This is a genomic window from Nonomuraea sp. WAC 01424, from assembly GCF_003947315.1.
Classification (GTDB): Bacteria; Actinomycetota; Actinomycetes; order Streptosporangiales; family Streptosporangiaceae; genus Nonomuraea; species Nonomuraea spiralis.
In genome coordinates, this window is record NZ_QHHZ01000001.1 from 93503 (window position 1) to 116055 (window position 22553).

Genomic DNA, 22553 nt, shown 5'->3' on the forward strand with positions numbered 1-22553 from the left:
CGGCCCGAGGATGCGGTGTTCCGTCTGGACGCGACATCATCAACGGGGCCGGCCCGTACGCGCCGATCTCCGCAGGAGGAGAGTCTGTGATCTCGACGAGCAAGAGGAAAGTCCGACTTCGGCGGATGGTGGGTCGACCGGATCTCCACCGGTAACAACGACCTGATCTACTACGACGCCAACGGCGACTCAGTGAAGATCGAGCGCTGGCACGACATCTCCTTCCCCAACCGCCCTCCGAAGGTCGCCTCCATCCAGATCCTCTGACACGTCGCCCCTGGCCGGTCACGCCTCAAGCAGGCGTGACCGGCCGTCGAAGGCGAGCCCGCGCTCTGCTCGCGGCCGACGAGGGGCGGCGAGGGGCGGCGAGGGCCACGAGGGGCAGGTGAGCGTTCAGCGGAACGCTGCGGCATTGCGGCGAGCCCACTCGGCGAAGGATCGCGGCGCCCGGCCCGTCACGCGTTCGACGTCCGGGCTGAGCCGCAGTTCGGCGAGGTTGGGCGCGCCGAGGACGGCCAACGTGGTCTCCACGACCGGCTCCGGCATGAACTCCACCATCCGCGCGTGCGCCTGAGCGCGGGTCAACTCCACGAACCGCACGGGCTCACCGAGCGCCGCGCCGATGGCCTCGGCCTGCTGCCGAGGTGTGACGACCGCCGGCCCGTTCAGCTCGTAGGCGCGCCCCGCGTGTTCGTCCTTGTGCAGGGCGACGGCCGCGACCTCCGCGATATCCGCCGGGTCGATCACTGGAATCCCGGTGTCGCCGAACGGAGCGGCGACCGTCCGCTCGGTGCGTACCGACTCCGCCCAGGCGAAGGCGTTGGAGGCGAAGGCGCCGGGCCGCAGGATCGTCCAGATCAGGCCAGATTCGCGAACCGCTTCCTCGATCGCATGCATGATGCCTCCGTGCGAGGGCGATTCCGGCCTGGTCACCACACCTTGCGAGGACAGCAGCACCACCCGCCGGACCCCGGCCGTCCTGGCCACGTCAAGGATGTCTGCAGGCGTGAGCCCGTGACCACCGGTGCCGCCGTCGTGCAGGAACAACGCTTCGGCGCCGGCGAGGACGGGCCGCAGAGTCCCCGGCGCGGACAGGTCGGCCCGCACATGTTCGACCCCGTTCGGCAGGTTCACCGGAGTCAGTCCCCTCGACACCGCCGTCACCCGCTCCCCCGCTGCCGCCAGGTGCTTCACCAGCCACTGACCGACGTTCCCGGTCGCACCCGTCACCACGATCATGATCGACTCCTCAGTTCTTCCGGTGATTTCTCACGACAGCGGCGACGCTAACAGCGGCGATCTAGTAGGTACCTAGAGGAAAGTGACTAACCGGAGGTGTGTGAACCATGGCGTCCAAGACAAGGTGGCCGGCCACCGATGCAACGACCGCTCCAGAGCTGGCCTGCCCGATCTTTCCGGTCATCGACGTCGTGTTCAGTCGATGGACGACGCCCATCCTCTGGTCGCTCCACACCTTCGGCCGTCACCGGTTCGTCGAGTTGGAGCGGCGCATCGAGGGCATCAGTCCCAAGGTGCTCACTCAGCGCCTGCGCCAGTTGGAGCGTGACGGCCTCGTCGTCCGCACCTACCATCCTGAGGTGCCGCCGCGCGTCGAATATGAGATCACCGAGCTCGGCCACAGCCTCGCCCCCCTCTTCGCGTACGTCGCCGAATGGGGCACCGCCAACCTCGAGCAGGTCGAGCGGGCCCGGCGGCGCTATGACGGCCCGGCGGCATGAGGGTTTCAGTAACGATGGCCCGCTGGTTCGCCTCCTTCGGGCCGACGGCCGACCAGGCGACGTGTACCCAAGGCCTGGACGTGGCGTGGACCGAGCGGAGGCGGTCCAGGCGAGCACTCAACCTTGCCGGTCGTGCAGCCCTCGCCGGCTCTCTGGCCCGGGATGCAGGCGGCGGTGACATCGACCATCGCGTGCGTCAGGACCGCCGCCGACACACCTGCGGTGGCATACCGGCCGATGATCGCCTGCCGGTTCTGCGCCTGCGGTTGCAGGTTCACGGCCGACCTGTGCGGCGTCGTCGCCTCCGCGAAAGGCGACAGGAGCGGGCCGTGGCGCCCTCGAGCGTGCGCCTGCTCATGCCGCAGAACACACAACGATGGTTACGTTCCGTAGCGGACGTGGGTATGGCGGCAAGAGTGAATCATGGGTTCTCCGGCCAGGGCTCTGGACGGGAGACCACGTCACCGCGCACATGGAGGGGACCCACTATGAGCGGCCTGACCACACCTTCACCACCGCTGCCCGCAAAGACCGCCGCCTATTACGCCGAAGGCTGGTGGCGCCGGGAGACCTTCCTGGACGATCTGCACCGCCAGGCACGCGTACGGCCCGGCGAGCCCGCCTACATCACAGTCCGTGACGACGATCACTGTGTCACCGTCACCTTTGCTCAGCTGGCCGAACAGGTGGAGCTGCTGGCCGCGGCGCTATGGGAGACAGGCGTACGACCGGGCGATCTTGTCGCTTTCCACCTGCCCGAGATCTGGGAGACCGCGGCACTGTGGCTGGCCTGCGGGCGGGTCGGTGCGATCACGCTGGTCCTCGATCACTGCCTCGGCGGCCGCGAGAGGGATCTCGTCCTGAAGGGCACCCCTGCCGATCTGCTGATCACCGCCGCCGATGACGACAGCGCCGGTGTCGCGGCCACGGTCGGGATCAGTGACCTGCTGGCGCGGGCGGCCACTCTCACACCCCTTGAGCAGGGCGAACGTCCGCAGGTCAGCGCGGACGACCTGTGCCAGATGTTGCTCACCTCAGGCACCGGCGGCCGCGTCAAAGGCGTCCTGCACACCTTCAACAGCCGGTACGCCACGGTACGGCTGATCGCCCGCCTGCTCGGGCGTTCGGAGATCTCGGGCACCAGCAGTGAGATCGGCCACAGCCTCGGCCTCAGCATCAACGTCCTCGCCCCGCTTCTGACCGGCCGCCCGTCGGTGTTCTCCACCTCCAAAGATCCTGGCCACTGGCTGGATCTGATCGAGCGGCACCGTATCGCCTGCTGTGTGAAACCGCCCCTGTTCTGGGGGCAGCTGGTCGCGGCGCAACGGCGTCGTCCCCGAGACCTGTCCTCGCTGAGCCGGGTCGTCAGCCTGGCGGCCGCCCTGCCCGCCTCCACCGCCGCGGACATCCGCGACGTGCTCTCCCCGCACCTGATCAATGCCTACGGGATGAGCGAATGCGGCCTCATCTCCCGCAGTTCGCCTGGCGACCCGGCAGAAGACAGCATCGGCCGACCGGTGGACGGCGTCGAGGTCGAGCTCCGGCAGGACGAGGGGACACTGCACGTACGATCACCCGGACTGTGCCACGCCATGGTCGACATGCGCACCGGCCGATGCACATGGACGCCCGACACCGATGAGGGCTGGTACGACACCGGCGACCTGATGCGCATGGGCCAGGACGGCCGGCTCCACTATCAGTCACGCGCCGTGGACCGGATCGGCAGCACGCTGCTGATCCCCGTCGCCGAGGTCGAGAGCGAACTGCACGGCCATCCGGCGGTCGCCGAGGTCGCCATCGTCGGCATCCCCGACGCCGACGGGCACGAGGAGACGTGCGCTGTCGTCGTCCCCACGGGCACGCCGCCGTCGCTGGAGGATCTGCGCGTCTTCCTGCGCGGGCGCCGGATGACCGAGCAGTACCTGCCCGCCCGCCTGGTCATCTCCGACTCGCTGCCCCGTACCTCACTGGGCAAGGTCCGCAAGACCGAGGTCCGTGACCTGATCGCCTCCGGCGCTCTCACCGGGCACGTCTCCCCCCTTCGGCACACACAACCGCAAGGGGGAATCGCGTGATGGTTCGGCAGACAGAAGCGAGAGTCGGCGTGGTGGTCCCGCGGACGGGCCGGCTGGCCGAGCTGGGCCTGCCCCTCACGTTCGCGGGAGAACTGCTGGAGCCCACGCTCGCCGACCCCGGCCGGGGCAGCGGGCGACGTCCCATCCGCCTGCTGTGGCGGGACAGCAGATCGGATCCCGACCATGCCCGGCTCGTCACCACCGAGCTCGTCCGCGAGCAGGGCGTCCACCTGATCCTCACGATGGCCGGGTCCCATGTACTCCCGGCGGTGGCCGCCACCTGCGAGGAGCTGGAGACGCCCTGCCTGTCGACGACGTTCCCCTGGCAGGCGTACTACGCCGCGAGAGGGGTCCCGCCCGGTCACACGTTCCGCTGGACGTACCACTTCGGGTGGGGGCTGGACGACATCGCCGACGTGTTCGCGGACATGTGGGAACGGCTGGGAACCGGAATGACCGTCGGTTGCCTCTGGAACACCCACTTCCAGGGGACGACGTTGCGCAACGGGGTGTTCGAGGCGGTGGCGGCGCGGCGGGGGCACAGACTGATCGATCCCGGCGGGTACACCGAGGCGAACGGGGACTTCGAGGCCTGTGCCGCGCACTTCCTGCGCAACGGAGTGGAGATCGTCACCAGTGCCGCCACCACCGACGACCTGGCCGCGTTCCGGCGTCACGCCGATCGGCTGGGGCTGCGGCCTCGGTTGATCACCTCTTCCCGGTGGCTGACCTACCCGTTCACGCCGCCGGAGCCGCCGGGCCCCGACGGAATCGCCACCATCGTCTATTGGTCTCCCCGGCATCCCTGTCGTTCGTCGCTGGGCGACATGACGGCGGCAGATCTCGCGGCCCTGTACGAGCGACATACCGGCAGGCAGTGGCTGCAGCCACTGGGCGTCGCCCATGCCCTGTTCGAGGTGGCCGCCCACGTACTGTCCTCGGCCGAGGATCGCGGCGACATCGCCGCCACCCTCGCCACCACCAGGGTGGACACCGTCGCGGGCCCGCTGGACTGGGCCAAGGGGCCCGCTCCGAACATCGCCGCCATCCCGCTCATCGGCGGCCAGTGGCGCGCCGGCACCCGTCATCCTCATGAACTGGCCCTGGTCACGAACACCCGACTGCCCGAACTCGTCCTCAGCGAGGATCTTCGCAGCGGTGCTCCTGCGGGCGTTCCACCACTGGCTCCGCGCGGTGCGCGCGCGGAGCGGGGATCCCTGACGCACGCCGTCGGGCCGTGGTACGGCGACGCCGCCTTCGCCTCGCCCGCCACCCCGACCTCGTCATCGCCACCTTCGTGAAGACCCGTCCCGAAACGGTGGTCGACGACCGCAGGCCGGGGCTCGTACGTCCGAACAGCGGTCAGACGGTCGGGGCTAGTTCGCCAAGGGAAGCACCACGTTGCTCAAGCCGAGGTCGACGGTCACGGACTTTGCGGCGGGGTCGACGGTGACGTAGTCCTTGTCGTTTCCGACGATCACGACCGCGATGCGATGGCCCGCCGGGAAGACGTAGTCCGTGGCATGCAGGCGCCAACTGACCGTGTACGCCTGGCCGGGACGGACAGGGCTTGGACGGGTGACCGAGTCCCGGTTCTTGACGTCGACGGAACCGCGGGTGACGATCGGCGTCTTGGTCGGCTTGCCTCTCGGGGCAGGAGCGAACAAGTCAGCGCTTTCCGGCTGAGGTGCCGACGTACCCGGAGCCGCCGGGCCGTAGTCGACCAGGAGGGCCGTCAGCGGAGTGCTGGTCGACGTGCTCGTCATCCGTACGCTCACCTCCGGCGTACCGGACAGACGCGTGGGCCGGGTCAGAGGCGGAGTGAGGTAGGCGAGCCGGTAAGGTACGCCGACCGACGGGTTGGCGATCATTTCCGCTTCGTTCCGCGCGGGGTCGTCGGTGAAGGTCTGGGTCGCGCCGGTGGCGGGCGTGTCTCCGAGGGTGCCCACGGCTGACGAGTCAGCCGGACCGAACCACATACGAACCGGCCGGGAGTCGGGATGCGGCCAGTTGGCGGAGGTCTGCCAGGAGTTGTCCGCCTGCTGGACGGTCACCCGCGGCTCTCGCATGATCCCGTTGTCGAGGTCGTAGAGCCAGTAGTCCATCCAGCGGTGCAGGGTCTCCTGCCAGGCACCGGCGCCGGTGACCAGCGGGTCCTCGTGTCCGCCGTTGTGCAGCCAGAGCTTGCGCGGCACGTCGGCGTCCTCCAGCCCCTGCCACCATTCGGCGAACTGGCGACCGCGAACCTTCGTGTCGTTCAGACCTTGCGCCAGCAGGACGGAGGCCCGCACACGGGAAACATGCCGCCGATAGTTCCGTTCGGCCCAGAAGGGGGTGTATTCGGCGCTGTCATCGGCCGCGCGGTCCCCCAGCTTCGCCAGGACGTCCCCGCACTTGGCCAGGGCGTTCTCACTGATGACCCGGTTTGCCTGGTACTCCGGATAGCGGTTGCCCAGCGAACCGGCATAGGCGATCCCCTGATCTCGCGCGTAGTCGTACCAGCTGGAGATCGCCCCTTCCGGAACGATGGTCCTGAGCCCCTTCACCCCCTGAGCGGCGGCCGCTTCCGCGAGCGTGCCGTCGTAGGAGAGACCGATCATGCCGACGGCGCCGGTGCTCCAGTCGGCGACCGCCGCGCTCCCGTCCGCATGGGTGGCACGGGCCCGGCCGTTGAGCCAGTCGATGGCCGCGGTCGCGCTGCGAACGTCCTCACGGCCACCGGTCGTCGGGCACCCTTCCGAGGCGCCCGTCCCCTGCACCTCGACCTCCACCGCGGCGTAACCCCGGGGCACGAAGTACTCGTCGTACCAGTCGGAGAACACCCCCGGGTCGGGCACCGTCGATGGCGTCACCCGGCCCGTATAGGGCGTCGCCTTCATGATCGTGGCAACCCTCATCCCGTTCCGGGTCTCCGCGGGCCGCATCACGGCCACAGCGACCCGATCACGGCGGCCGTCATGATCGCTGTCCATCGGCGTCTCGACGTACACAGTCTCACGCACCGCCTCTTCGTACGAAAAAGCGGGCTCAGTCCGTCCGTCGCGCACAAGGAGGGCCGGCGCGGCCGACGCCGGCGCCGCGGGCAGAACGAAGCCTAAGCCGAGCACAGCCATGCCAAAACCGGCAAGTCTCTTTCTGATCACGAAATGATCTTCGCACATGCGGCGAGGCCGATGATCTCGACACAGGCGTCCAGCCTGCAGCACTCGGCCGCGGCGTCCCGGGACAGGATCACTCATACCGACAAGCGTCAGGCTCGCGCCCTGACAGGGCGCGAGCCTGGCCTTGCTCAAGATCCGGGCCGGAAATCCGGCCCGGCGCTCAACGGCTCAGCAGCCGCCGCAGCCTCCCCCGCGACCGCACCCGCCGCCTTGGGGCGGGCAGGGGGCCGCTGGGTGGGCGCAGACGACGACTTCGTCGGTGACCGGGCCGTCGGCTTCGCCGGCGGTGGCGGTGGCGGTGTTGGTCAGCGGGCCGGGCTTGGTGACCTTGGCCAGCAGGGTGAGGGTGCGGGTGGTGCCGACAGCCATCGCGCCGACGTCCCACAGGCCGGTGGCCGGGTCGTAAGTGCCGGCGGTGGCGGTGGCGGAGATGAAGGTCAGCCCTTCGGGCAGCCGGTCGGTGACCGTGACGCCCGCGGAGTCGTTGGGCCCCTTGTTGGTGACGGCCACGTGGAAGGTGACCGCCTCGCCGACAGCGGCCTTGGTACGGTCGGCGGCCTTGACGACGGCGAGCTCGACGACACGCTTGACGGGCGTGGTGGTGGCGTTGGAGGTGGAGGTGAGGTGGTCGGGCGCCTTGCCGAGGGTGTTGTCGTAGGTGGCGCGGGCCTGGTTCTCGATCTCGCGGCCGGCGCCGGCGCGTTCGACGCGGACCCGGAACTCCACCGTGGTTCCGTTGGGCGCGTCCGCGGTCGAGGCCAGGCGGCCGCCCTGCTGGGCGGTGGCGCCCTGGCCCAGGCGGAAGACGACATGGCCGGCGTCGGCGGACGCCTGGTCGTCGCCGGCCGCGTCGCTCTTGCCGCCGCTGTTGGGGCCGTCGATGACACGCAGGGAGCCGGGGACGTAGCTGGTGCCGGCCGGGATGTCGTCGGTCAGGACGAGGTTGTCGGCCGGGGAGCCGCCCTCGTTCTTGGCGTTCACCCGGTAGGTGATGACGTCGCCGACCTTGACCTCACCCTCGGGGATGGCGGCCTTGGTGAGTACGACGCAGGGGGCGGTGCCGAAGACGATGCCGTCCAGGAAGTTGCCGATCGCCGGGTTGCCGCCGGCGGCGGAGATGGACTTGAAGGCGAACCGGGTGGTGGTCTGGCCGGCCGGGACGACGTATTCGCCGGTGTAGTGGCCCCAGGCGGTGTTGCCGTCGGTCATCTGTGCCTGTTCCACCGGGGCGTTCGGGGGGCCGATCTGCAGTGCCATGGTGTCGGCGCCCTGGCGGCCGCGGTGCGAGAGCCGCCAGTACAGCTTGGTGCCGGGCGTGGTGGGCAGGTCCTGGTACAGGGTGGAGACCATGTTGGCGTTGAGCTCGGCGAACTGCTGGCCGTCGTCGGAGGGCACGTTCTGGAAGCCGGTGTGCCAGAGTTCGATCTGGCCGTCGGAGGCGGTGGTGCGCCAGCCGGGCACCGCGCGGGGGTCGTTGTGGGAGGCGTCGGGCCGTATCTCGAAGTTGGTGACGACGGGTGCTTCGAAGCTGCCGTTGACCAGGGCGATGCGTTGTCCGCAACCGCCGGGTGAGGGGTTCTGGGGTACGGCCACGAGGTGTCCCTTCGTCGAGCTGGTGGGGAACTGTCTGCGCGCATGATCGAATGGCCTCGCGTGGTGCGCGGGCGGAGTCGAAGACGGGGAACGGCGCAGCTGAGGGTGTGGTTGTCGGGTCGTGAGCGTGGTGGCGGCGTCCCGCAGATCTGCGGTTGGCGGCTGCGGCTGCGGCTGCGGTTGCAGTGCTGGTCACGGCAGGGGTGAGGCGGTGGACGCCTTGGAGGGCGGTCGTTGCTCTCCAAGACCAAATGCCTTGTGTAGCCGACTACCCACTTAAAGTAGTTGAACCTGCTCAGGGCAATGCACTAGCCGCACAGTAAGAGCCGCATGGCCGAAGGGGTGCCGATGAGCGCTCACATCACGTCCGGGCTCGACGGATTCGGGTCACCGGGTGCTGCCGAAGCGGCGTAGCACGTAGTTGCCGCTGCCCCAGAGCGTATGCGGCCGGCGGTCGAGCGGGCAGACGTTGTTGGTGTACAGACTGTTGTTGACGGCGTCCCACAGCCCGTTGCACTTGATGCAGAAGCGGAAGCCGGAGGCGCCGCCGGGCCGGTCTCTGTTGGTGATGTCCTCCAGGATGTAGACCGTCGAGGCGCCTCCTGACGGTCCGGCCGGCCAGTGACCGTTCGGGTGGGAGGGGCAGGCCCCCCAGGTGCTGTTGCCCATGAACCAGAGCGCCTGACAATAACCGCACCATTGCCAGCCGGATTGCCCGGCTCCGCCGTCGTCGACGGTCTTGAGCATCCAGTCGATGCCGAGGAAGTGGTGTCCGCCGTCGAGGATGTCGCCTGCCGGGCAGCCACCTCGGGTGCCGTTCCCGGTGAACCAGAGGATGCGGCACCGTGTGCAGGTCCCCCACAGATGTTGCAGGGCCTGCGCGGGTTGCGCGGTGACGACGAGCCCGCCGACGGCGGCAAGCGATGCCCCTGCGACGAGCCGCAAGGCGGTACGGCGTCCGATGTTCGGCATTCGGATTCCCCTTTACGCTCCTCTGCGTTGTAACAGTGGGACGTCCTCCCCTCACGGAAAGTTGGCATCGCTCGCTGTCCGGATGCGGACACGACACGAGCAGCGTGCCCACTGGAGCTATCACCGCGGGCGTCCGGCCCATGAAATGTGATGATCGTGGGCCGTGGCCCGATCCAGGGTGCGGGCATGTCCTACGTGCTCCACGGTGTTGTCGGTGATTTCGACCGTCTCCGCTCCCTGTCGGACGATGTGCCACGGGCCGTGGTGGCGCCCCTCCGGCAACGCCTGGGGGCATGAACGGCCCGCAGGCCGCCGCCACTCGGCGAAGATCTCGTCAGTCACCGGGAGAAAGGACTGGTCACGCGGCGGCGCAGTCTCTCGGCGAACCCCAGGGACATGAGCTGTGAGAGAACGGCCGTCAGAGCTGGGGTCCCGAGTACGCATCGATCCAGGCCGGACCGCCACGCGAGGACTGGCCGATCAACGCCGTGCTCGCGCGCCTCGGAGTGGTCAGAGCGGGTACGTCGGACCTCTTCGACACGGTCGGCCTCGGGCAGGAACGCGACATGAAGGGGTGGCGCCAGGCGGGCCTGCATGCCCTGGACGCCGCCAGCTACGACGTGCGGGAGGCCGCGTGCCGTGCCGAGAGCGAGGCCGAGGCCCGCACCGCCGCCGAACGTGACCGGTACACCAGGCGTGACGATGTCCCCGTCTGGCGGTGGGCGGTGGCGGTGGCCCGGGTCGCGGTCGTGCCGACGCGGCAAGCAGGCCTGGCAGCCCGGCATTCCCGCCCACGGCCAGGACGGTCAGCCCCCATCCGCTCTCGGCCCGTACCGGCAGCCGGCTCAGACCGTACTCCGGTACGGGACGGCCTTTCGCTGCGTCCGAAAGTTCCGATTCCGATATGCAACCCCCGGTCGGTCCGCTGAAAGCACGCTGCAGGCGGCCTGCCCGTCAATGGTGTTCAAGTCCCATACGAGAGGAGCTCCCGATGAACCGCAGCTTGCGCACCCTGTTCGGCCTGACCGCCACCGCCGCGGCCATCGCCCTGGCCGTCCCGGCCATGAGCAGTGCCGCGAACGCGTCACCGGCCTCGCCTTCCGACCTCAGCAACACCAGCCACACCCGCGACCTCGCGCAGGCGCGCTCCTTCCTGTTCACCTACACCTTCAACGGCCATCTCAAGGTCGCCGGCGGCAATTTCACCGTCGACCGCCGCGTCTTCCTGACGGTCAAGTTCAACAACGGCGTCACGAAGTTCTCCAGGTGGGCGATCGCCCGTACCCACCCCGTCACGCCCGGCGGCGCCATCTACGTGGAGACGACCATCGCCGCCCCCTGCAACGGAAGCAAGAACGGCTACGCGCAGGCCTACGACGAGGCCACCCGTACCTGGTCGCCGCGTCTGCCGGTGACGATCTGCCAGCGCATCGACTGACGGCCCGCCTGAAACCCCGCGTCGCCGGCCGTCAGGGCCGCCGAGACCACCGCGAGGCGGTCTGCACGCGACAGGCACCCGGGCAGTGCCCGTCGCCGGGGCGGGGTGGGTGTTGGTGATCGGCTTCAGGCGGGAGGGGGTATCGGCGGGTTTTCCAGCATGTCCGACAGTATCCATGTGCCGTCGGGAAGCGCCGTCCGCACCAGGTCGACGCCACCGGTCATGGCCAGCACGCAGATCGCCTCGATGGTGGGCGGCAACCCGAGTCCCGTCAGCCGGTCCGCCCCGCCTGGATCGCCGGGGTCCATCGTGCGTCGCAGTGCTGTGGCCCATTCGGCGGCAGGGTCGGCACGTACGATCGCGTCGAGGTCGGCCAGGGCGGTGTCGCGGCGGCCCGCGGACCGGTCCAGCACCGCCCGTAACGCCAGCGCGAAGGCGTCGCCCGGGTCGCGCGCCAGGCGTGTCTCCACGACGGCGGCGTCGTCGGTGTCCCCCACGCGCAAGATCGCCCCCACCTCGGCGAAATCGGCCGTGTTCACCGTCTGTGCCTCCGCGCCGGCCACGAGATCTCGCGCGGCGTCGGTGAGCGTCTCGGCCATGGCCGTCTTGAGGCTCTCCCCCATCGCGTGGCCCAGGTCTGAATCGCCCTCACTGACCTCGGCGACCCAGCTGAGGAAGATGTCAGGCGCCACGAGACTGAACCGTTTCAGATCCCGGGCCGCCTCGGGATAGCGGCCGAGTTTCTCGTTGGCGGCCCCGCGCAACAGCAGCGCGTCGTCAAGATCCGGTTCGCGTTCCAGCGCCGCCTCGGCGGCCGCCAGCGCGTCCTCCAGCATGTGGCGATCCAGGGCCGCCCGTCCACGGCCGACCCAGGTGTCGGCGTCGTCCAACCCGAGCTCGATGGCCCTGCTGAAGTCGGCGTACGCGGCGTCGGGCCGCCGGAGCGCCAAGAGGGCTCCGCCGCGCACCGTGATGGCCAGCAGCGCCCCGGGGTTGAGTTCGATCGCCCGGTCCAGGTCGGCCACCGCCTCGACGGTCCGGCCCGCGAGCCGATGCAGGATGCCACGCAGTTCGAGGCCGTCGCTGTCGTCGGGGCGCGCGGCCAGGGCCACGTTCACATCGGCCAGCGCCTCCTCGCTCTGCTCGAGCTCATGCCTCACCCACGCGCGCTCGAGGTAGAAGTCGCTGCTGTCCGGGTCGAGGTCGATCGCCAGGGTCAGGTCCGCCAGCGCCTCCTCGTACCTCTTCAGCCTCCGTTTGACCTCGCCGCGCTCCCCGAAGACGTACGGCAGGCGGCTCTCCAGTTCGGCGGCGCTGTCCAGGTCGGCGAGCGCATCCTCCAGGCGGCCTGCGAACCGGTGCAGGAGGGCCCGATCGAGGAACGACGGGGCGTGGTCGGGCTCCAGCTCGATCGCCTGGTCGTAGTCGGCCAGCGCCTCCTGGTCGCGGCCTGCGCCGGTCAGGAGACGCCCTCGTTCGAGGTGGACCCAGCCGAGGCGGGGATCCAGCTCGATGGCCCGGTCGAAGTCGGCGAGCGGGGCGTCGAGGTCGCCCATGGCCCAGAGCGCCTGGCCGCGCGAGCCGAGGGCGAAAGGGTAGCCGGGGACGATGGTGATGGCCCTGGTGAACGCTTTGACGGCCGCTTCGTTGCGCCCCGCCAGCCGATGCGCCTCTCCTCGCTCGGCCGCCTTCTCCGCCCTTGTGTTGGCGTCTTCCATCATTTCCTCCAAACGACAGAATTGAGCAGTCTAACCAGTGATCAGTTGCGCGGGGGCGCTCCAGGTCACCGCCTTCCGCGGTCGGACGGTCGTGCGCGAAAGTGTGAACTCCCAACCCGGCGCCTTTACAACGTAGATCACATCCGGTGCCGACCGCAGGGCCGGAGAGTCCCGAATCTCTCGGCGGTGCTGGTGGGGTTGGATGCCGGACGCCCGCGCCGCCTCAGCACCCGGCCGCACGGTGTTCGCCGCCGGCGCGCCCGGTGGCCACGGTGCCGGATACTCGTCAGAGACGGCCGGATCCCTGATCGTCAGCGTCGGGATCTCGCGGGACACGACGACAGGCGCCTCAACCGCTCCGGGCGGGCCGGGAGGTCCGGGCGGGCCGGGTCGTCACGGGAGCCAGGTCTCGTGCAGGTGCAACCACTTGGTGTCCTGGAAGACCACCGTGGACTGCCGGGTACGATCCGGCTGGACCTCCTGGTAGGCGGCCACGAGAAGGTCGCCGCCGGAGGCGACGATCCGCACGTGGCGGATCTCGACGGTCAGCCCCGGCGCTCTGCCGTAGAGTGCCTCGACCTCGGTGAGGATCTGGTCGCGGGAGAGCGTCCGGCCGTCGGGGGTGATGAGCGTGAAGCCGGGGGCGTGGGCGTGGGCGAAGCGGGCGAACTCCTCCCGCGCGGCGACACCGCTCAGCCAGCGTTCGATGACCTCGTGGTGGCGGACGATCGCCGCCTCGACGCCGTTCACCGGGTCGCCCAGGGCTGGGCGGCGATCCAGGTGCGTAGCGGCGTCAGCCGTACGTCCAGCAGATCGGCCACCGCGGGGTCGGCCGCGAACAGGTCGCGGTCGGCGGCGGCCCAGCGGTAGGTGTCCGCCACCGCGGCGGCCGTCGGCGCGCCCAGCGCCTTCGCCAGGCCCGACTCGAACTCGGCCGGATCCTGCGCGGCGTAGCGGGCGCCGAAGGCGGCCGCCAGCTCGTCGCCGGTCACCACGTCGGGCCCGCCGAGCTTCAGCACGGCGCCCTCAAGATCGTCACGCACGAGCGCGGCGTACGTGGCGGCGCCCAGGTCGTCGTGCGAGAGCCAGGGCACCGGCAGGTCGGCGGGCAGCGGGTAGCGCAGCACGCCCTCGGCCGCCAGCGGACCCGCCACCCACGGCGCGGCCAGGTTGTCCAGGTAGATCGGTGGGCACAGCACCACGAGCGGCAGACCGGCCGACTGCAGCGTCCGCACCGCCCACCGGCGCGTCTCGAAGGCCGCCACCTGCGTGGTGGCCTCGGGCAGCCGGTTGGCGGTGTTGAACACCAGCCGCCGCACCCCTGCCGCCAGCGCGGCGTCGCGCACATGGTGGACGTGAGCGGCCACCGTGTCCGGCTCGTAGACCATGGGCAGCGTCACCGAGGCGTGCGTCACCCCGGCGAAGGCCGCCTTCACCGCCTCGGCGTCGTCGAGGTCGCCGGCGACCGGCTCCACTCCGCGCGGCACTCGGCCGCTCCTGGTCAGGCCGCGCACCGTGTGGCCCTCGGCGACGAGCCGCCGCGCGACCGCGCCGCCCTGGGCGCCTGCCGCGCCGATCACAAGAAAGGTCATGCCGGACAGTCTCCGCTCAGTCCGCGATACGCTCGATAAAGGGAAATATTGGGTTATTTAAGGATCGTCCCGTGGATGGTGACCTGCTGAGCGCTCTGCTGGCCCCGCTGCGGCTGGAGGGAGTGTTCCACAGCCGCTGGCAGGCCGGCTCGCCCTGGGGCATCGCGGGCGAGGCCGAGGACTGCGCGCTGCTGCATTACGTGCACGAGGGCACCTGTGCCGTCGAGCTGCCCGGTGCCGAGCCTGTCCTGCTGCGCGCCGGGGACCTGGCCGTCTTCCCGCACGGCAGCGCCCACCGGCTGGGCGACCGGCCGGGACGCCCCGCCGTGCCGCTCGCCGCCGTGCTGCCCGACCGGCCGCCGGGCGGCGTGAGCACCCTCGAGCTCGGCGGACCCGGCGAGCGGACCGTCCTGCTCTGCGGCGGGCTCCACTACGACCGGGCCGCCATCTCGCCGATCTACCGGGCGCTGCCGCCCGTCCTGGTGCTCGACCAGGCCACGCTGGAAGGTCACGGGCTGCTCGGCGGCACTCTCGGGCGGCTGGCGGGCGAGTGGGACCTGGCCGAACCCGGCGCGACGCTGGTGGCCCTGCGCGCGTTCGAGCTGGTCTTCGTACTGGCGCTGCGGGCCGCGGTGAGCGAGCTGGCCGAGGGCTCGCCGGTCCTGCGGGCGTTGCGTCACCCGGCGATCGGGACGGCGCTGCACGCCGTACAGACGAGGTTCGCCGAGCCCTGGACGGTGGAGTCACTGGCGGCCCAGGCCGGGATGTCGCGCTCGGCGTTCGCGGCGACCTTCCGCGAGCTGGTCGGCGAGGCGCCGATCCGGCACCTGACCGCCCGCCGCATGCAGGAGGCCGCACGCCTGCTGAGCGAGACCACGCTCGCCCACGGCCGGATCAGCGAGCGCGTCGGCTACCACTCGACGGTCGGCTTCCACCTGGCCTTCCGCCAGTGGTACGGGACCACACCCGGCGACTACCGCCGCCGCTGGACCCAGAACGCCGCACTCCCCACTACGACCCCCGGCAGGGCCTTCACGAACCGGCGCCACCCCACCCGGTGAATGAGGTGGCACAAGAACCGCCGGCATGTATTCACTGCGCAGCCGTTCCGATTTCGTTTCAGAAGAACTGAGACAGCGGAGCGAATCGTGACGTGACAGCGCATTGGTAACCGCAGTCACTCATTGTTCTGACTGTAGTTAATCGTTACCTTGACGACGTCTCGGCAGACAGTCACCGTCAAGGTCGTGAACGCCACGCCCGGAAGAGTCCGTACTGCGAACACGATACTTACAGATCGCCTCCTGCTTCAGATCCCGGCTGCCCAGATGTCCGACGTGCTGGACATCATCCCGTCATCCGCCGGCGGCATCGTGCTCACAGGCGAGAAGGCCACCACCCTTCACCCTTCCTTGCGAGAGCGCCTCTGCGGACCCCTGCTCGTCGACCGGCGCTGCTACGCGGGCGGCAAATCCCGCCGGAAGGCCGGCACGGAGCCGATCAGCCACGACTGGCTCGACGCCCAGCGCGCTGGGCGTCGCAAGCGTCCTGACAGACTCCGGATACGTGGGCAAGGAGGACAAGGCCGCACTACGGAAAGTGCTCAGCCAGGCCAAGGGGGCAGGCGCCGACGTCACCGCCGTACTGCCCCTGCACAGCAGCTGGCTGCTGGCACCTTGGACGGACCATCTCGTCGACGAGATCTGCTCGCACGAGACGCCGGTGGCTCTCGTACTGGAGCACCGGAGCGACCCCCTGGGCCACATCCGAGCGGTCGCGGGCCTCAAATGCCTGCTGGAACGTGCCACTGTCCCGGTGAGCCTGCTGAGCACGGACATCTCCGGGCTGGGAGCGATCGCCCACGGCGCCCTCTGGGCGGCCGTGGGCGCCACTTCTTCGCTGCGCCATCTCTATCCGGCCGACGCCTCGTCGCCCCCTCCCCCGGACAACGGGACGCGCCGACGGCACACGCTCGTCCTGCCGCTTCTGGCACTGATGACCGTGGAGAAGATCCTCGAAGGCGTGCAGGCCACCCTCGAAGATCCGAACCTGATGCACGATGTGTGGACCTGCGACTGCCGCGTGTGCGGCAACCGCACCATGGAATGGCTGGCCACCGCCTCACCCACCGAGCTCGCCGCGCACACGTTCGAGCCGTTGCTGCACCTCCATGAGGGCATCACCACTCTGTTCCCGCAGCAGCGGCCGGACTCCTGGCTGGCCAAGTGCAAGAACGCCATTCACCGGCACCACGAGTTGAACGCCCAGCGCCGGCTGTCGTGGGAGGTGCCCAGGTACCTCCAGGCGTGGGTGAAGTCCTACCCGACCCTCAGCGCGACGGGAAGAGGCTGACCGGCCTGACGAAGCACGGCGTCATAGACCACTTCCTCAACCAGTCGCTTCATCCACGTACGTTCCGTGGCGGCAACGGGCTCAGGTGGATGAACCAACCGATCAGGCTCTTCCAGCGCCACCACGCCGAAACCATAGTAGACGGCGTCCACCGCGACGGGCAGACCTCGCGCCACCGCGGCCGGCACAAGGGCCACCCGCGCACCGAACGACACGAACCCACCCAGGTTGTTCCTCGCGGCCGCCCAGGTCCTACGCGGCGCGATCGCACCTTCGATACGCACCGGCGCCGGGCGCGAAAGGAAGTCCGGGTAGCGATGAGCGAGGCAACGCAGCAAGATGGCGTCAGCCGCCGGCGGCAGCCCCTCACGCACCCGGGTCTCGTGCTCGGCCTCGTCCAGTTCACAGGCGACCCATCGCCAGTTGCTCAAAGCCCTGGCCTGGACCACGCGCCGGCCCTGCCAGCCCAGAACCTCCAGCACCTGCGGCAGCACAGCCGCCGCATCGGCGGGCATCCGCATCGTCATGCCGTACAACCCTGGCCGTGATCGGCTCGCGACACGCCGTACACCGAGCAGCGGGCCCTCGCGTCGACGCATCTCCCCCGAGAACGCCGCTGGTCTGGCCCTGCACCTGATCGAGCGCCGCAGCCCCTTGACCGGGAACTGGGTCGCCACTCGGGAACACAGGTGGCCTCCTGATGGTTATGTCCGTCGTGGCCGGTGTGCCCAGTGTCCCCGGGCCTCACCTATCGCCTTCGCGGACTACCGTTCGGCTGGAGCCGCGTTGCGCCCTTCGCCGAGAGGCGACACGCACACCGGTACGCACACGTGGCTGGAGGCCCTCGCCGAGTCGGCGGGGGCCTTCGCTGTTACCGGGTCTCCCAACCTCCCGAGTTTGATGTGTGTCAATATAGAGAGACGTCGATTTCGATGACTGTCTATACGGAGAAGATGTGGAACCTCTGGAGCTCTTGGAGTGCAGCCCGCCGCTGACGCGCGAGCCGCCGGACGCCGAGCGGGCGGCCGGGGTGGCGCGGGTGTTCAAGGCGCTGGGCGACCCGGTACGGCTGCGCATCCTGTCCATCGTGGCCAGCCGGGCGGGCGGCGAGGTGTGCGTGTGCGACATCACCGGCGCGTTCGAGCTGTCCCAGCCGACCATCAGCCACCACCTGAAGGTGCTCAAGGAGGTCGGGCTGCTGACCTCGGAACGGCGTGCCTCCTGGGTGTACTACCGGCTGGTGCCCGAGACGCTGGGTGAGCTGTCGGCCCTGCTCGACGTGCCCGCGACCGTCTGAGAAGCACCGTGATGTCCTCTTCCGCGTCGCCGTCGGCCGTCGCGCCCGCGCGGGGCGTCGTCGCCGGCCTGTCCACGCTCGACCGGTTCCTGCCGGTGTGGATCATCGCGGCCATGGCCGCCGGGCTGCTGCTCGGACGGCTCGTCCCGGGGCTGAACACCGGGCTGGAAGCGGTGAAGGTCGGCGAGATCTCGTTGCCGATCGCGCTCGGGCTGTTGCTGATGATGTACCCGGTGCTGGCCAAGGTCCGCTACGACCGCCTGGGCACCGTCACCGGCGACCGCCGCCTGCTACTCGCCTCGCTGGTGCTGAACTGGGTGCTCGGCCCGGCCGTCATGTTCGCGCTGGCCTGGATCTTCCTGCCTGACCTGCCCGAGTACCGCACCGGCCTGATCATCGTCGGGCTGGCCCGGTGCATCGCCATGGTGCTCATCTGGAACGATCTGGCCTGTGGCGACCGTGAGGCCGCCGCCGTGCTGGTGGCGCTCAACTCGGTGTTCCAGGTGGTCGCGTTCGGCGTGCTGGGCTGGCTCTATCTGTACGTGCTGCCCGGATGGCTCGGGCTCGCGCAGGCCGCGCTGGAGGTCTCGGCCTGGGACATCGCCCAGTACGTGCTCATCTTCCTCGGCATCCCGCTGGCCGCCGGCTACCTGTCCCGCCGGCTCGGCGAACGCGCCCGCGGCCGGGACTGGTACGAAAGCCGTTTCCTGCCACGTGTCGGCCCGCTGGCCCTGTACGGGCTGCTGTTCACCATCGTCATCCTGTTCGCCCTGCAAGGCGGCACGATCACCTCCCAGCCCGGCGACGTCGCGCGCATCGCGCTGCCGCTGCTGGCCTACTTCGCACTCATGTGGGGTGGATCGTTCCTGGCCGGCAAGCTGATCGGCCTGGGCTACGAGCGCTCCACCACGCTGGCCTTCACCGCCGCGGGCAACAACTTCGAGCTGGCCATCGCCGTCGCGGTGGGCGTCTTCGGTGTCACGTCCGGCCAGGCACTGGCCGGAGTGGTCGGCCCGCTCATCGAGGTGCCCGTCCTGGTCGCCCTGGTGTACGTCAGCCTGGCCGGCCGCCGCCTGTTCGCCAAGGAGCCCGTACATGCCTGACAAGCCCAGCGTGCTGTTCGTCTGCGTGCACAACGCCGGACGCTCCCAGATGGCCGCCGGATGGCTCGCCCACCTGGCAGGCGACCGGGTCGAGGTGCGCTCGGCCGGTTCCGCCCCGGCCGGGCAGGTCAACCCGGTCGCCGTCGAGGCCATGGCCGAGGTCGGCATCGACATCACCGCCGCCCGGCCCAAGGTCCTGTCCGTCGACGCGGTCCAGGCCTCCGACGTGGTCATCACCATGGGCTGCGGCGACGCCTGCCCGGTCTTTCCCGGCAAGCGGTACGAGGACTGGCAGCTCGACGACCCGGCCGGGCAGGACATCGATGCCGTCCGCCTCATCCGTGACGACATTCGTTCCCAAGTGGAGAAGCTGCTCGGCGAGTTGCTGCCTGGCTGACCCGCTCGCACCGTTCGAGCGCCAGGCTGATTCAGGTCCGAGACCACCGTGTGGCAGACAGCCGAGCCACGGGGTGGGTGTGGCCGTGGGCATGCCGTAACTCCGTTCGGGCAGGTGACCTGGGAAGAGGTGTCCTCACCCACGGCCTCAGGACGGCCGGCCTCGAGCGGAGGCAGAGCGACGGAGGTGCCGAGCATGTGGCTGCACAAGATGAGTTACACAGCGATGAGCGCCGTCATGTACGCGGGCCTCGGCCTGGGAGGAGTGGCGACGGGTGCGACGATCACGCCACGCCAGCAGCCTGCGTGCACGGCGCCACCGCTTCAGGGTCGTGTGGTGGATGTGTCCCTCTCGGAGATGGGGTCGGGCATGATGAGCCCTGGCCCCAATCCCGGCTCCCACGGCACGCGGATGAGACTGACGGTCACGCCTTCAAGCGTTCCAGCCGGCAAGGTTTCGCTGCGTGCGTACAACGCGGGGGCCCTCGCCCACGAAGTCGTCGTGCTGCCGCTCCCGGCGGGGCAGACGCCGGGGCGGCGGGTGACCGGCTCGGACGGGCGCGTCAGCGAGACGGGCAGCCTCGGCGAGGCGTCTCGTACGTGCGGGGCGGGCGCCGGGAACGGCATAGCTCCCGGGTCCACGAGCTGGACCACGTTGACACTGCGACCAGGCCGGTACGAGCTGCTGTGCAACTTCCCGGGCCACTATGCGGCCGGCATGTACGCCGAACTCGACGTCACCGGCTAGGCCACGGGCCTGATCAGACCGAGGTCCGGTCGGCCGGCGGTCCAACGGCGGCGACCAGCAGCCGCGCCGCCGCCACGAGCACGACTCATACTAGGGAGGGGTATTCTGCAGACGTGACTTCGAGGCGGAAGGGTCGGCCGGTGGGCTTGCTGCCACCGTTGCTGCTGGCCGTGCTCATCGCCTTGGGCCTGGCCGCCATGCACACCCTTGGCCACGTCGGCGGCCAGAACCAGCCCTTGCCCGTCTCCGCCGGTGTCGTCCATGCCCACGACGGCCAGTCTTCGATGCCCGGCCATGGTGGAACGCCGGACGGCGGTCACGACACCGCCCCCATCTGTCTGGCCGTCGCGGCCGGCCTCATCGCCCTCGCCTTGCCGCTGCTGCTGCTCCATGTGGCGGGCCTGTTCACCTCGTCGTCCAGCGGTCTTGCGCGCATGGGGTGGCGCGTCGCCCGATGGCTTCGCGGACCGCCTGACGCTCTCGTACTGAGACGAACCGTCGTCCTGCGGACCTGAGTCGCGGATGCGGATCGCCGTGGCGTTCGCGCCCCGGCCGGATCCGGCTGCGTCCATCCGTGAGCACGACTTCTCAGCGAGGCATCAACATGCAGATCGATCGACGTACCATGCTGCGCGCCACCGGGCTCGGCATTCTGGGCAGCGCTCTCAGCGCGTGCGCCGGTGAGCCCGCCACCACCGGGCCGGCGTTCGTCGCCCCGACCAGCGAGCAGGTCCGGCGGGCGGAGCGCGCGCGCCGCACGGGCCCGGTCCGCGAATTCCGCCTGACCGCCGCCGAGAGCCAGGTGGACCTCGGCGGCGTCACCGTACGCACCTGGGCGTACGACGGGAAGGTCCCGGGAGCGCCCATCCGGGTCAAGGCCGGCGAGGTGGTCCGCGCCCGCCTGGCGAACCGGCTCCCCCATGACACCAGCATCCACTGGCACGGCCTGGCGCTGACCAACGAGGCCGACGGCGTGCCCGGCGTCACCCAGCCGCCCGTCGCCGCCGGAGCCGAGTACGTCTACGAGTTCGCCGCTCCCGACCCCGGCACCTACTGGTTCCACCCGCACTCCGGAACCCAGCTGGACCGAGGGCTGTACTCCCCGCTGATCGTGGAGGACCCCGACGAGCCGCTCGGCTACGACGCCGAATGGGTCGTGGTCCTCGACGACTGGCTGGACGGCGTCACCGGCACGCCCGAGGAGGTCCTGGCCGAGTTGTCCCGAGGCATGAGCATGGGCATGAACCACGGCGCCACCACCCCCACCGGCGGCATGGGCGACATGCCGGGGATGGACCACAGCGCGACCTCCGCCCCCTCGTCAGGCCCGGCCAAGCACATGCTCATGGGCGCGACGAGCCCGCTGCTCGGCGGGGACGCCGGCGACGTACGCTACCCGTACTTCCTGCTCAACGGCCGCGTCCCCGGCGCCGCCGAGACCTTCCGCGCCAAGCCGGGAGCACGGCTGCGCATCCGCGTCATCAACGCCGGAGGCGACACCGCCTTCCGGGTGGCCCTGGCCGGACACCGGCTGACCGTCACCCACACCGACGGCTTCCCCGTCCAGCACACCGAGACCGACGCGCTGCTGATCGGCATGGGCGAGCGCTACGACGTGCTGGTCACCCTCAAGGACGGGGTCTTCCCGCTGGTCGCCCTGGCCGAAGGCAAGAGCGCCGTGGCCCACGGCCTGATCCGGACCAGCCCCGGCGCCTCCGCCCCCAAGCCCGGCCTACGCCCCCGCGAACTGGACGGCGATGTCGTGCGCTATGCCGAGCTCAAGCCGGTCGAAGGCGTGCGGCTGGCGGCCAAGAACCCCGACCGCACCGTCAAGCTGGAGCTGACCGGCACCATGATGGCCTACGACTGGGCGATCAACGGCAAGAAGTACGACCCGAAGATCATCTCGCCGGTACGGCCGGGCGAACGCGTGCGGCTGTCGTTCGTGAACCGGACCACCATGTGGCACCCCATGCATCTGCACGGCCACACCTTCGCCCTGGCGGACGGCGGCGTTCGCAAGGACACCGTGATCGTCCTGCCCGGCAGCACGCTGAACGTCGATTTCGACGCCGACAACCCGGGGCTCTGGATGATCCACTGCCACAACATCTACCACGCCGAGTCAGGCATGATGACCCTCCTCGGCTACCAGCAGACCTGATCGCCGCGGTCACGGGCCGACCGCCGCCTCCACCGGACCGAACGGCCCGAGGGGGGCGGCGGCCTCGTACCGACGACCGTTCGGCGAACCTGGCCCCGCCGACCGCACGCGCCACTTCGCCACAGAATTTTCCACCGTTCAGGAATACCCCCGGCGGGTATATTGCTTACCGCGGCGCAAGGCCCGCCGAGGGCACGAATCC

The 22553-nt window shown here is 69.9% G+C and carries 20 protein-coding genes and 1 pseudogene; 13 read left to right on the forward strand and 8 right to left on the reverse strand.

Going from position 1 to position 22553, the window contains the following annotated elements; all coding sequences use genetic code 11:
- Nucleotides 1-117 precede the first annotated feature (117 nt).
- Nucleotides 118-267 (forward strand): annotated as a pseudogene (locus DMB42_RS56245) (beta/gamma crystallin domain-containing protein); the annotation flags it as partial.
- Between the two features lie 126 nt (nucleotides 268-393).
- On the opposite strand, the gene DMB42_RS00365 reads toward DMB42_RS56245, so the two are convergent.
- Complete coding sequence (locus DMB42_RS00365; protein ID WP_125629474.1) at nucleotides 394-1239, reverse strand: NAD(P)H-binding protein; 846 nt, start codon at nucleotides 1237-1239, stop codon at nucleotides 394-396.
- Nucleotides 1240-1346: 107 nt separating this feature from the next.
- On the opposite strand from DMB42_RS00365, the gene DMB42_RS00370 reads away from it, so the two are divergent.
- From DMB42_RS00370 to DMB42_RS00380, 3 genes are all read left to right on the forward strand, one after another.
- Nucleotides 1347-1739, forward strand: a complete 393-nt coding sequence (locus tag DMB42_RS00370) for a helix-turn-helix domain-containing protein (RefSeq protein WP_125629476.1) — start codon at nucleotides 1347-1349, stop codon at nucleotides 1737-1739.
- Nucleotides 1740-2227: 488 nt separating this feature from the next.
- Nucleotides 2228-3817 carry an AMP-binding protein gene (locus DMB42_RS00375; RefSeq protein WP_185844389.1) on the forward strand — a complete coding sequence of 530 codons (1590 nt, stop codon included), beginning with the start codon at nucleotides 2228-2230 and terminating at the stop codon, nucleotides 3815-3817.
- The gene (locus DMB42_RS00380; protein WP_125631081.1) at nucleotides 3817-5118 is read left to right on the forward strand and encodes an ABC transporter substrate-binding protein; all 1302 of its coding nucleotides are present in this window, start codon (nucleotides 3817-3819) and stop codon (nucleotides 5116-5118) included. Before DMB42_RS00375 ends, DMB42_RS00380 begins: the two co-directional genes overlap by 1 nt.
- A gap of 75 nt (nucleotides 5119-5193) precedes the next feature.
- Here DMB42_RS00380 and DMB42_RS00385 read toward each other — a convergent pair whose 3' ends face one another.
- The 3 genes from DMB42_RS00385 to DMB42_RS00395 form a co-directional block, all read right to left on the reverse strand.
- Nucleotides 5194-6960 (reverse strand): CocE/NonD family hydrolase, encoded by a 1767-nt coding sequence (locus DMB42_RS00385; RefSeq protein ID WP_185844390.1) that lies wholly within the window; start codon nucleotides 6958-6960, stop codon nucleotides 5194-5196.
- Nucleotides 6961-7146: 186 nt separating this feature from the next.
- Nucleotides 7147-8571 (reverse strand): DUF11 domain-containing protein, encoded by a 1425-nt coding sequence (locus tag DMB42_RS00390; protein ID WP_125629482.1) that lies wholly within the window; start codon nucleotides 8569-8571, stop codon nucleotides 7147-7149.
- Nucleotides 8572-8958: 387 nt separating this feature from the next.
- Nucleotides 8959-9543, reverse strand: a complete 585-nt coding sequence (locus DMB42_RS00395) for a hypothetical protein (protein ID WP_125629484.1) — start codon at nucleotides 9541-9543, stop codon at nucleotides 8959-8961.
- Between the two features lie 991 nt (nucleotides 9544-10534).
- Here DMB42_RS00395 and DMB42_RS00400 point away from each other — a divergent pair.
- Nucleotides 10535-10981: a hypothetical protein gene (locus DMB42_RS00400; protein WP_125629485.1), complete on the forward strand. Its 447-nt coding sequence runs from the start codon at nucleotides 10535-10537 to the stop codon at nucleotides 10979-10981.
- A 125-nt stretch (nucleotides 10982-11106) separates the two neighbouring features.
- Here the strand turns inward: DMB42_RS00400 and DMB42_RS00405 are convergent, their stop codons facing one another.
- The 3 genes from DMB42_RS00405 to DMB42_RS00415 form a co-directional block, all read right to left on the reverse strand.
- Nucleotides 11107-12699, reverse strand: a complete 1593-nt coding sequence (locus DMB42_RS00405) for a tetratricopeptide repeat protein (RefSeq protein ID WP_185844391.1) — start codon at nucleotides 12697-12699, stop codon at nucleotides 11107-11109.
- Between the two features lie 393 nt (nucleotides 12700-13092).
- Nucleotides 13093-13449, reverse strand: coding sequence for a DUF4440 domain-containing protein (locus DMB42_RS00410; protein ID WP_185844392.1), 357 nt, complete (start codon nucleotides 13447-13449; stop codon nucleotides 13093-13095).
- The gene (locus DMB42_RS00415) at nucleotides 13446-14291 is read right to left on the reverse strand and encodes an SDR family oxidoreductase (protein ID WP_125629490.1); all 846 of its coding nucleotides are present in this window, start codon (nucleotides 14289-14291) and stop codon (nucleotides 13446-13448) included. Before DMB42_RS00415 ends, DMB42_RS00410 begins: the two co-directional genes overlap by 4 nt.
- Nucleotides 14292-14362: 71 nt before the next feature.
- On the opposite strand from DMB42_RS00415, the gene DMB42_RS00420 reads away from it, so the two are divergent.
- Complete coding sequence (locus tag DMB42_RS00420; RefSeq protein ID WP_125629492.1) at nucleotides 14363-15352, forward strand: AraC family transcriptional regulator; 990 nt, start codon at nucleotides 14363-14365, stop codon at nucleotides 15350-15352.
- Nucleotides 15353-15857: 505 nt separating this feature from the next.
- Complete coding sequence (locus tag DMB42_RS00425; protein WP_125629494.1) at nucleotides 15858-16643, forward strand: hypothetical protein; 786 nt, start codon at nucleotides 15858-15860, stop codon at nucleotides 16641-16643.
- Here the strand turns inward: DMB42_RS00425 and DMB42_RS00430 are convergent.
- Nucleotides 16610-17170 carry a hypothetical protein gene (locus DMB42_RS00430; protein ID WP_125629496.1) on the reverse strand — a complete coding sequence of 187 codons (561 nt, stop codon included), beginning with the start codon at nucleotides 17168-17170 and terminating at the stop codon, nucleotides 16610-16612. The genes DMB42_RS00425 and DMB42_RS00430 overlap by 34 nt on opposite strands.
- A gap of 428 nt (nucleotides 17171-17598) precedes the next feature.
- Here DMB42_RS00430 and DMB42_RS00435 point away from each other — a divergent pair, with 428 nt between their 5' ends.
- The 6 genes from DMB42_RS00435 to DMB42_RS00460 all read left to right on the forward strand — a co-directional run bounded on the left by DMB42_RS00435 (nucleotide 17599) and on the right by DMB42_RS00460 (nucleotide 22351).
- Nucleotides 17599-17940 (forward strand): helix-turn-helix transcriptional regulator, encoded by a 342-nt coding sequence (locus DMB42_RS00435; protein ID WP_125629499.1) that lies wholly within the window; start codon nucleotides 17599-17601, stop codon nucleotides 17938-17940.
- 11 nt (nucleotides 17941-17951) lie between these two features.
- Entirely contained in the window at nucleotides 17952-19043 is a 1092-nt protein-coding gene (gene arsB / locus DMB42_RS00440) for an ACR3 family arsenite efflux transporter (RefSeq protein WP_125629501.1), read from the forward strand.
- Nucleotides 19036-19440, forward strand: a complete 405-nt coding sequence (locus DMB42_RS00445) for an arsenate reductase ArsC (protein WP_125629502.1) — start codon at nucleotides 19036-19038, stop codon at nucleotides 19438-19440. Before arsB ends, DMB42_RS00445 begins: the two co-directional genes overlap by 8 nt.
- A 336-nt stretch (nucleotides 19441-19776) precedes the next feature.
- On the forward strand, nucleotides 19777-20187 hold the full coding sequence (locus DMB42_RS00450; protein ID WP_221761934.1) for a sulfocyanin-like copper-binding protein: 411 nt from the start codon (nucleotides 19777-19779) through the stop codon (nucleotides 20185-20187).
- 140 nt (nucleotides 20188-20327) lie between these two features.
- Nucleotides 20328-20702 carry a hypothetical protein gene (locus tag DMB42_RS00455; protein ID WP_125629506.1) on the forward strand — a complete coding sequence of 125 codons (375 nt, stop codon included), beginning with the start codon at nucleotides 20328-20330 and terminating at the stop codon, nucleotides 20700-20702.
- Nucleotides 20703-20791: 89 nt separating this feature from the next.
- Nucleotides 20792-22351 (forward strand): multicopper oxidase family protein, encoded by a 1560-nt coding sequence (locus tag DMB42_RS00460; RefSeq protein WP_125629508.1) that lies wholly within the window; start codon nucleotides 20792-20794, stop codon nucleotides 22349-22351.
- Nucleotides 22352-22553 lie beyond the last annotated feature (202 nt).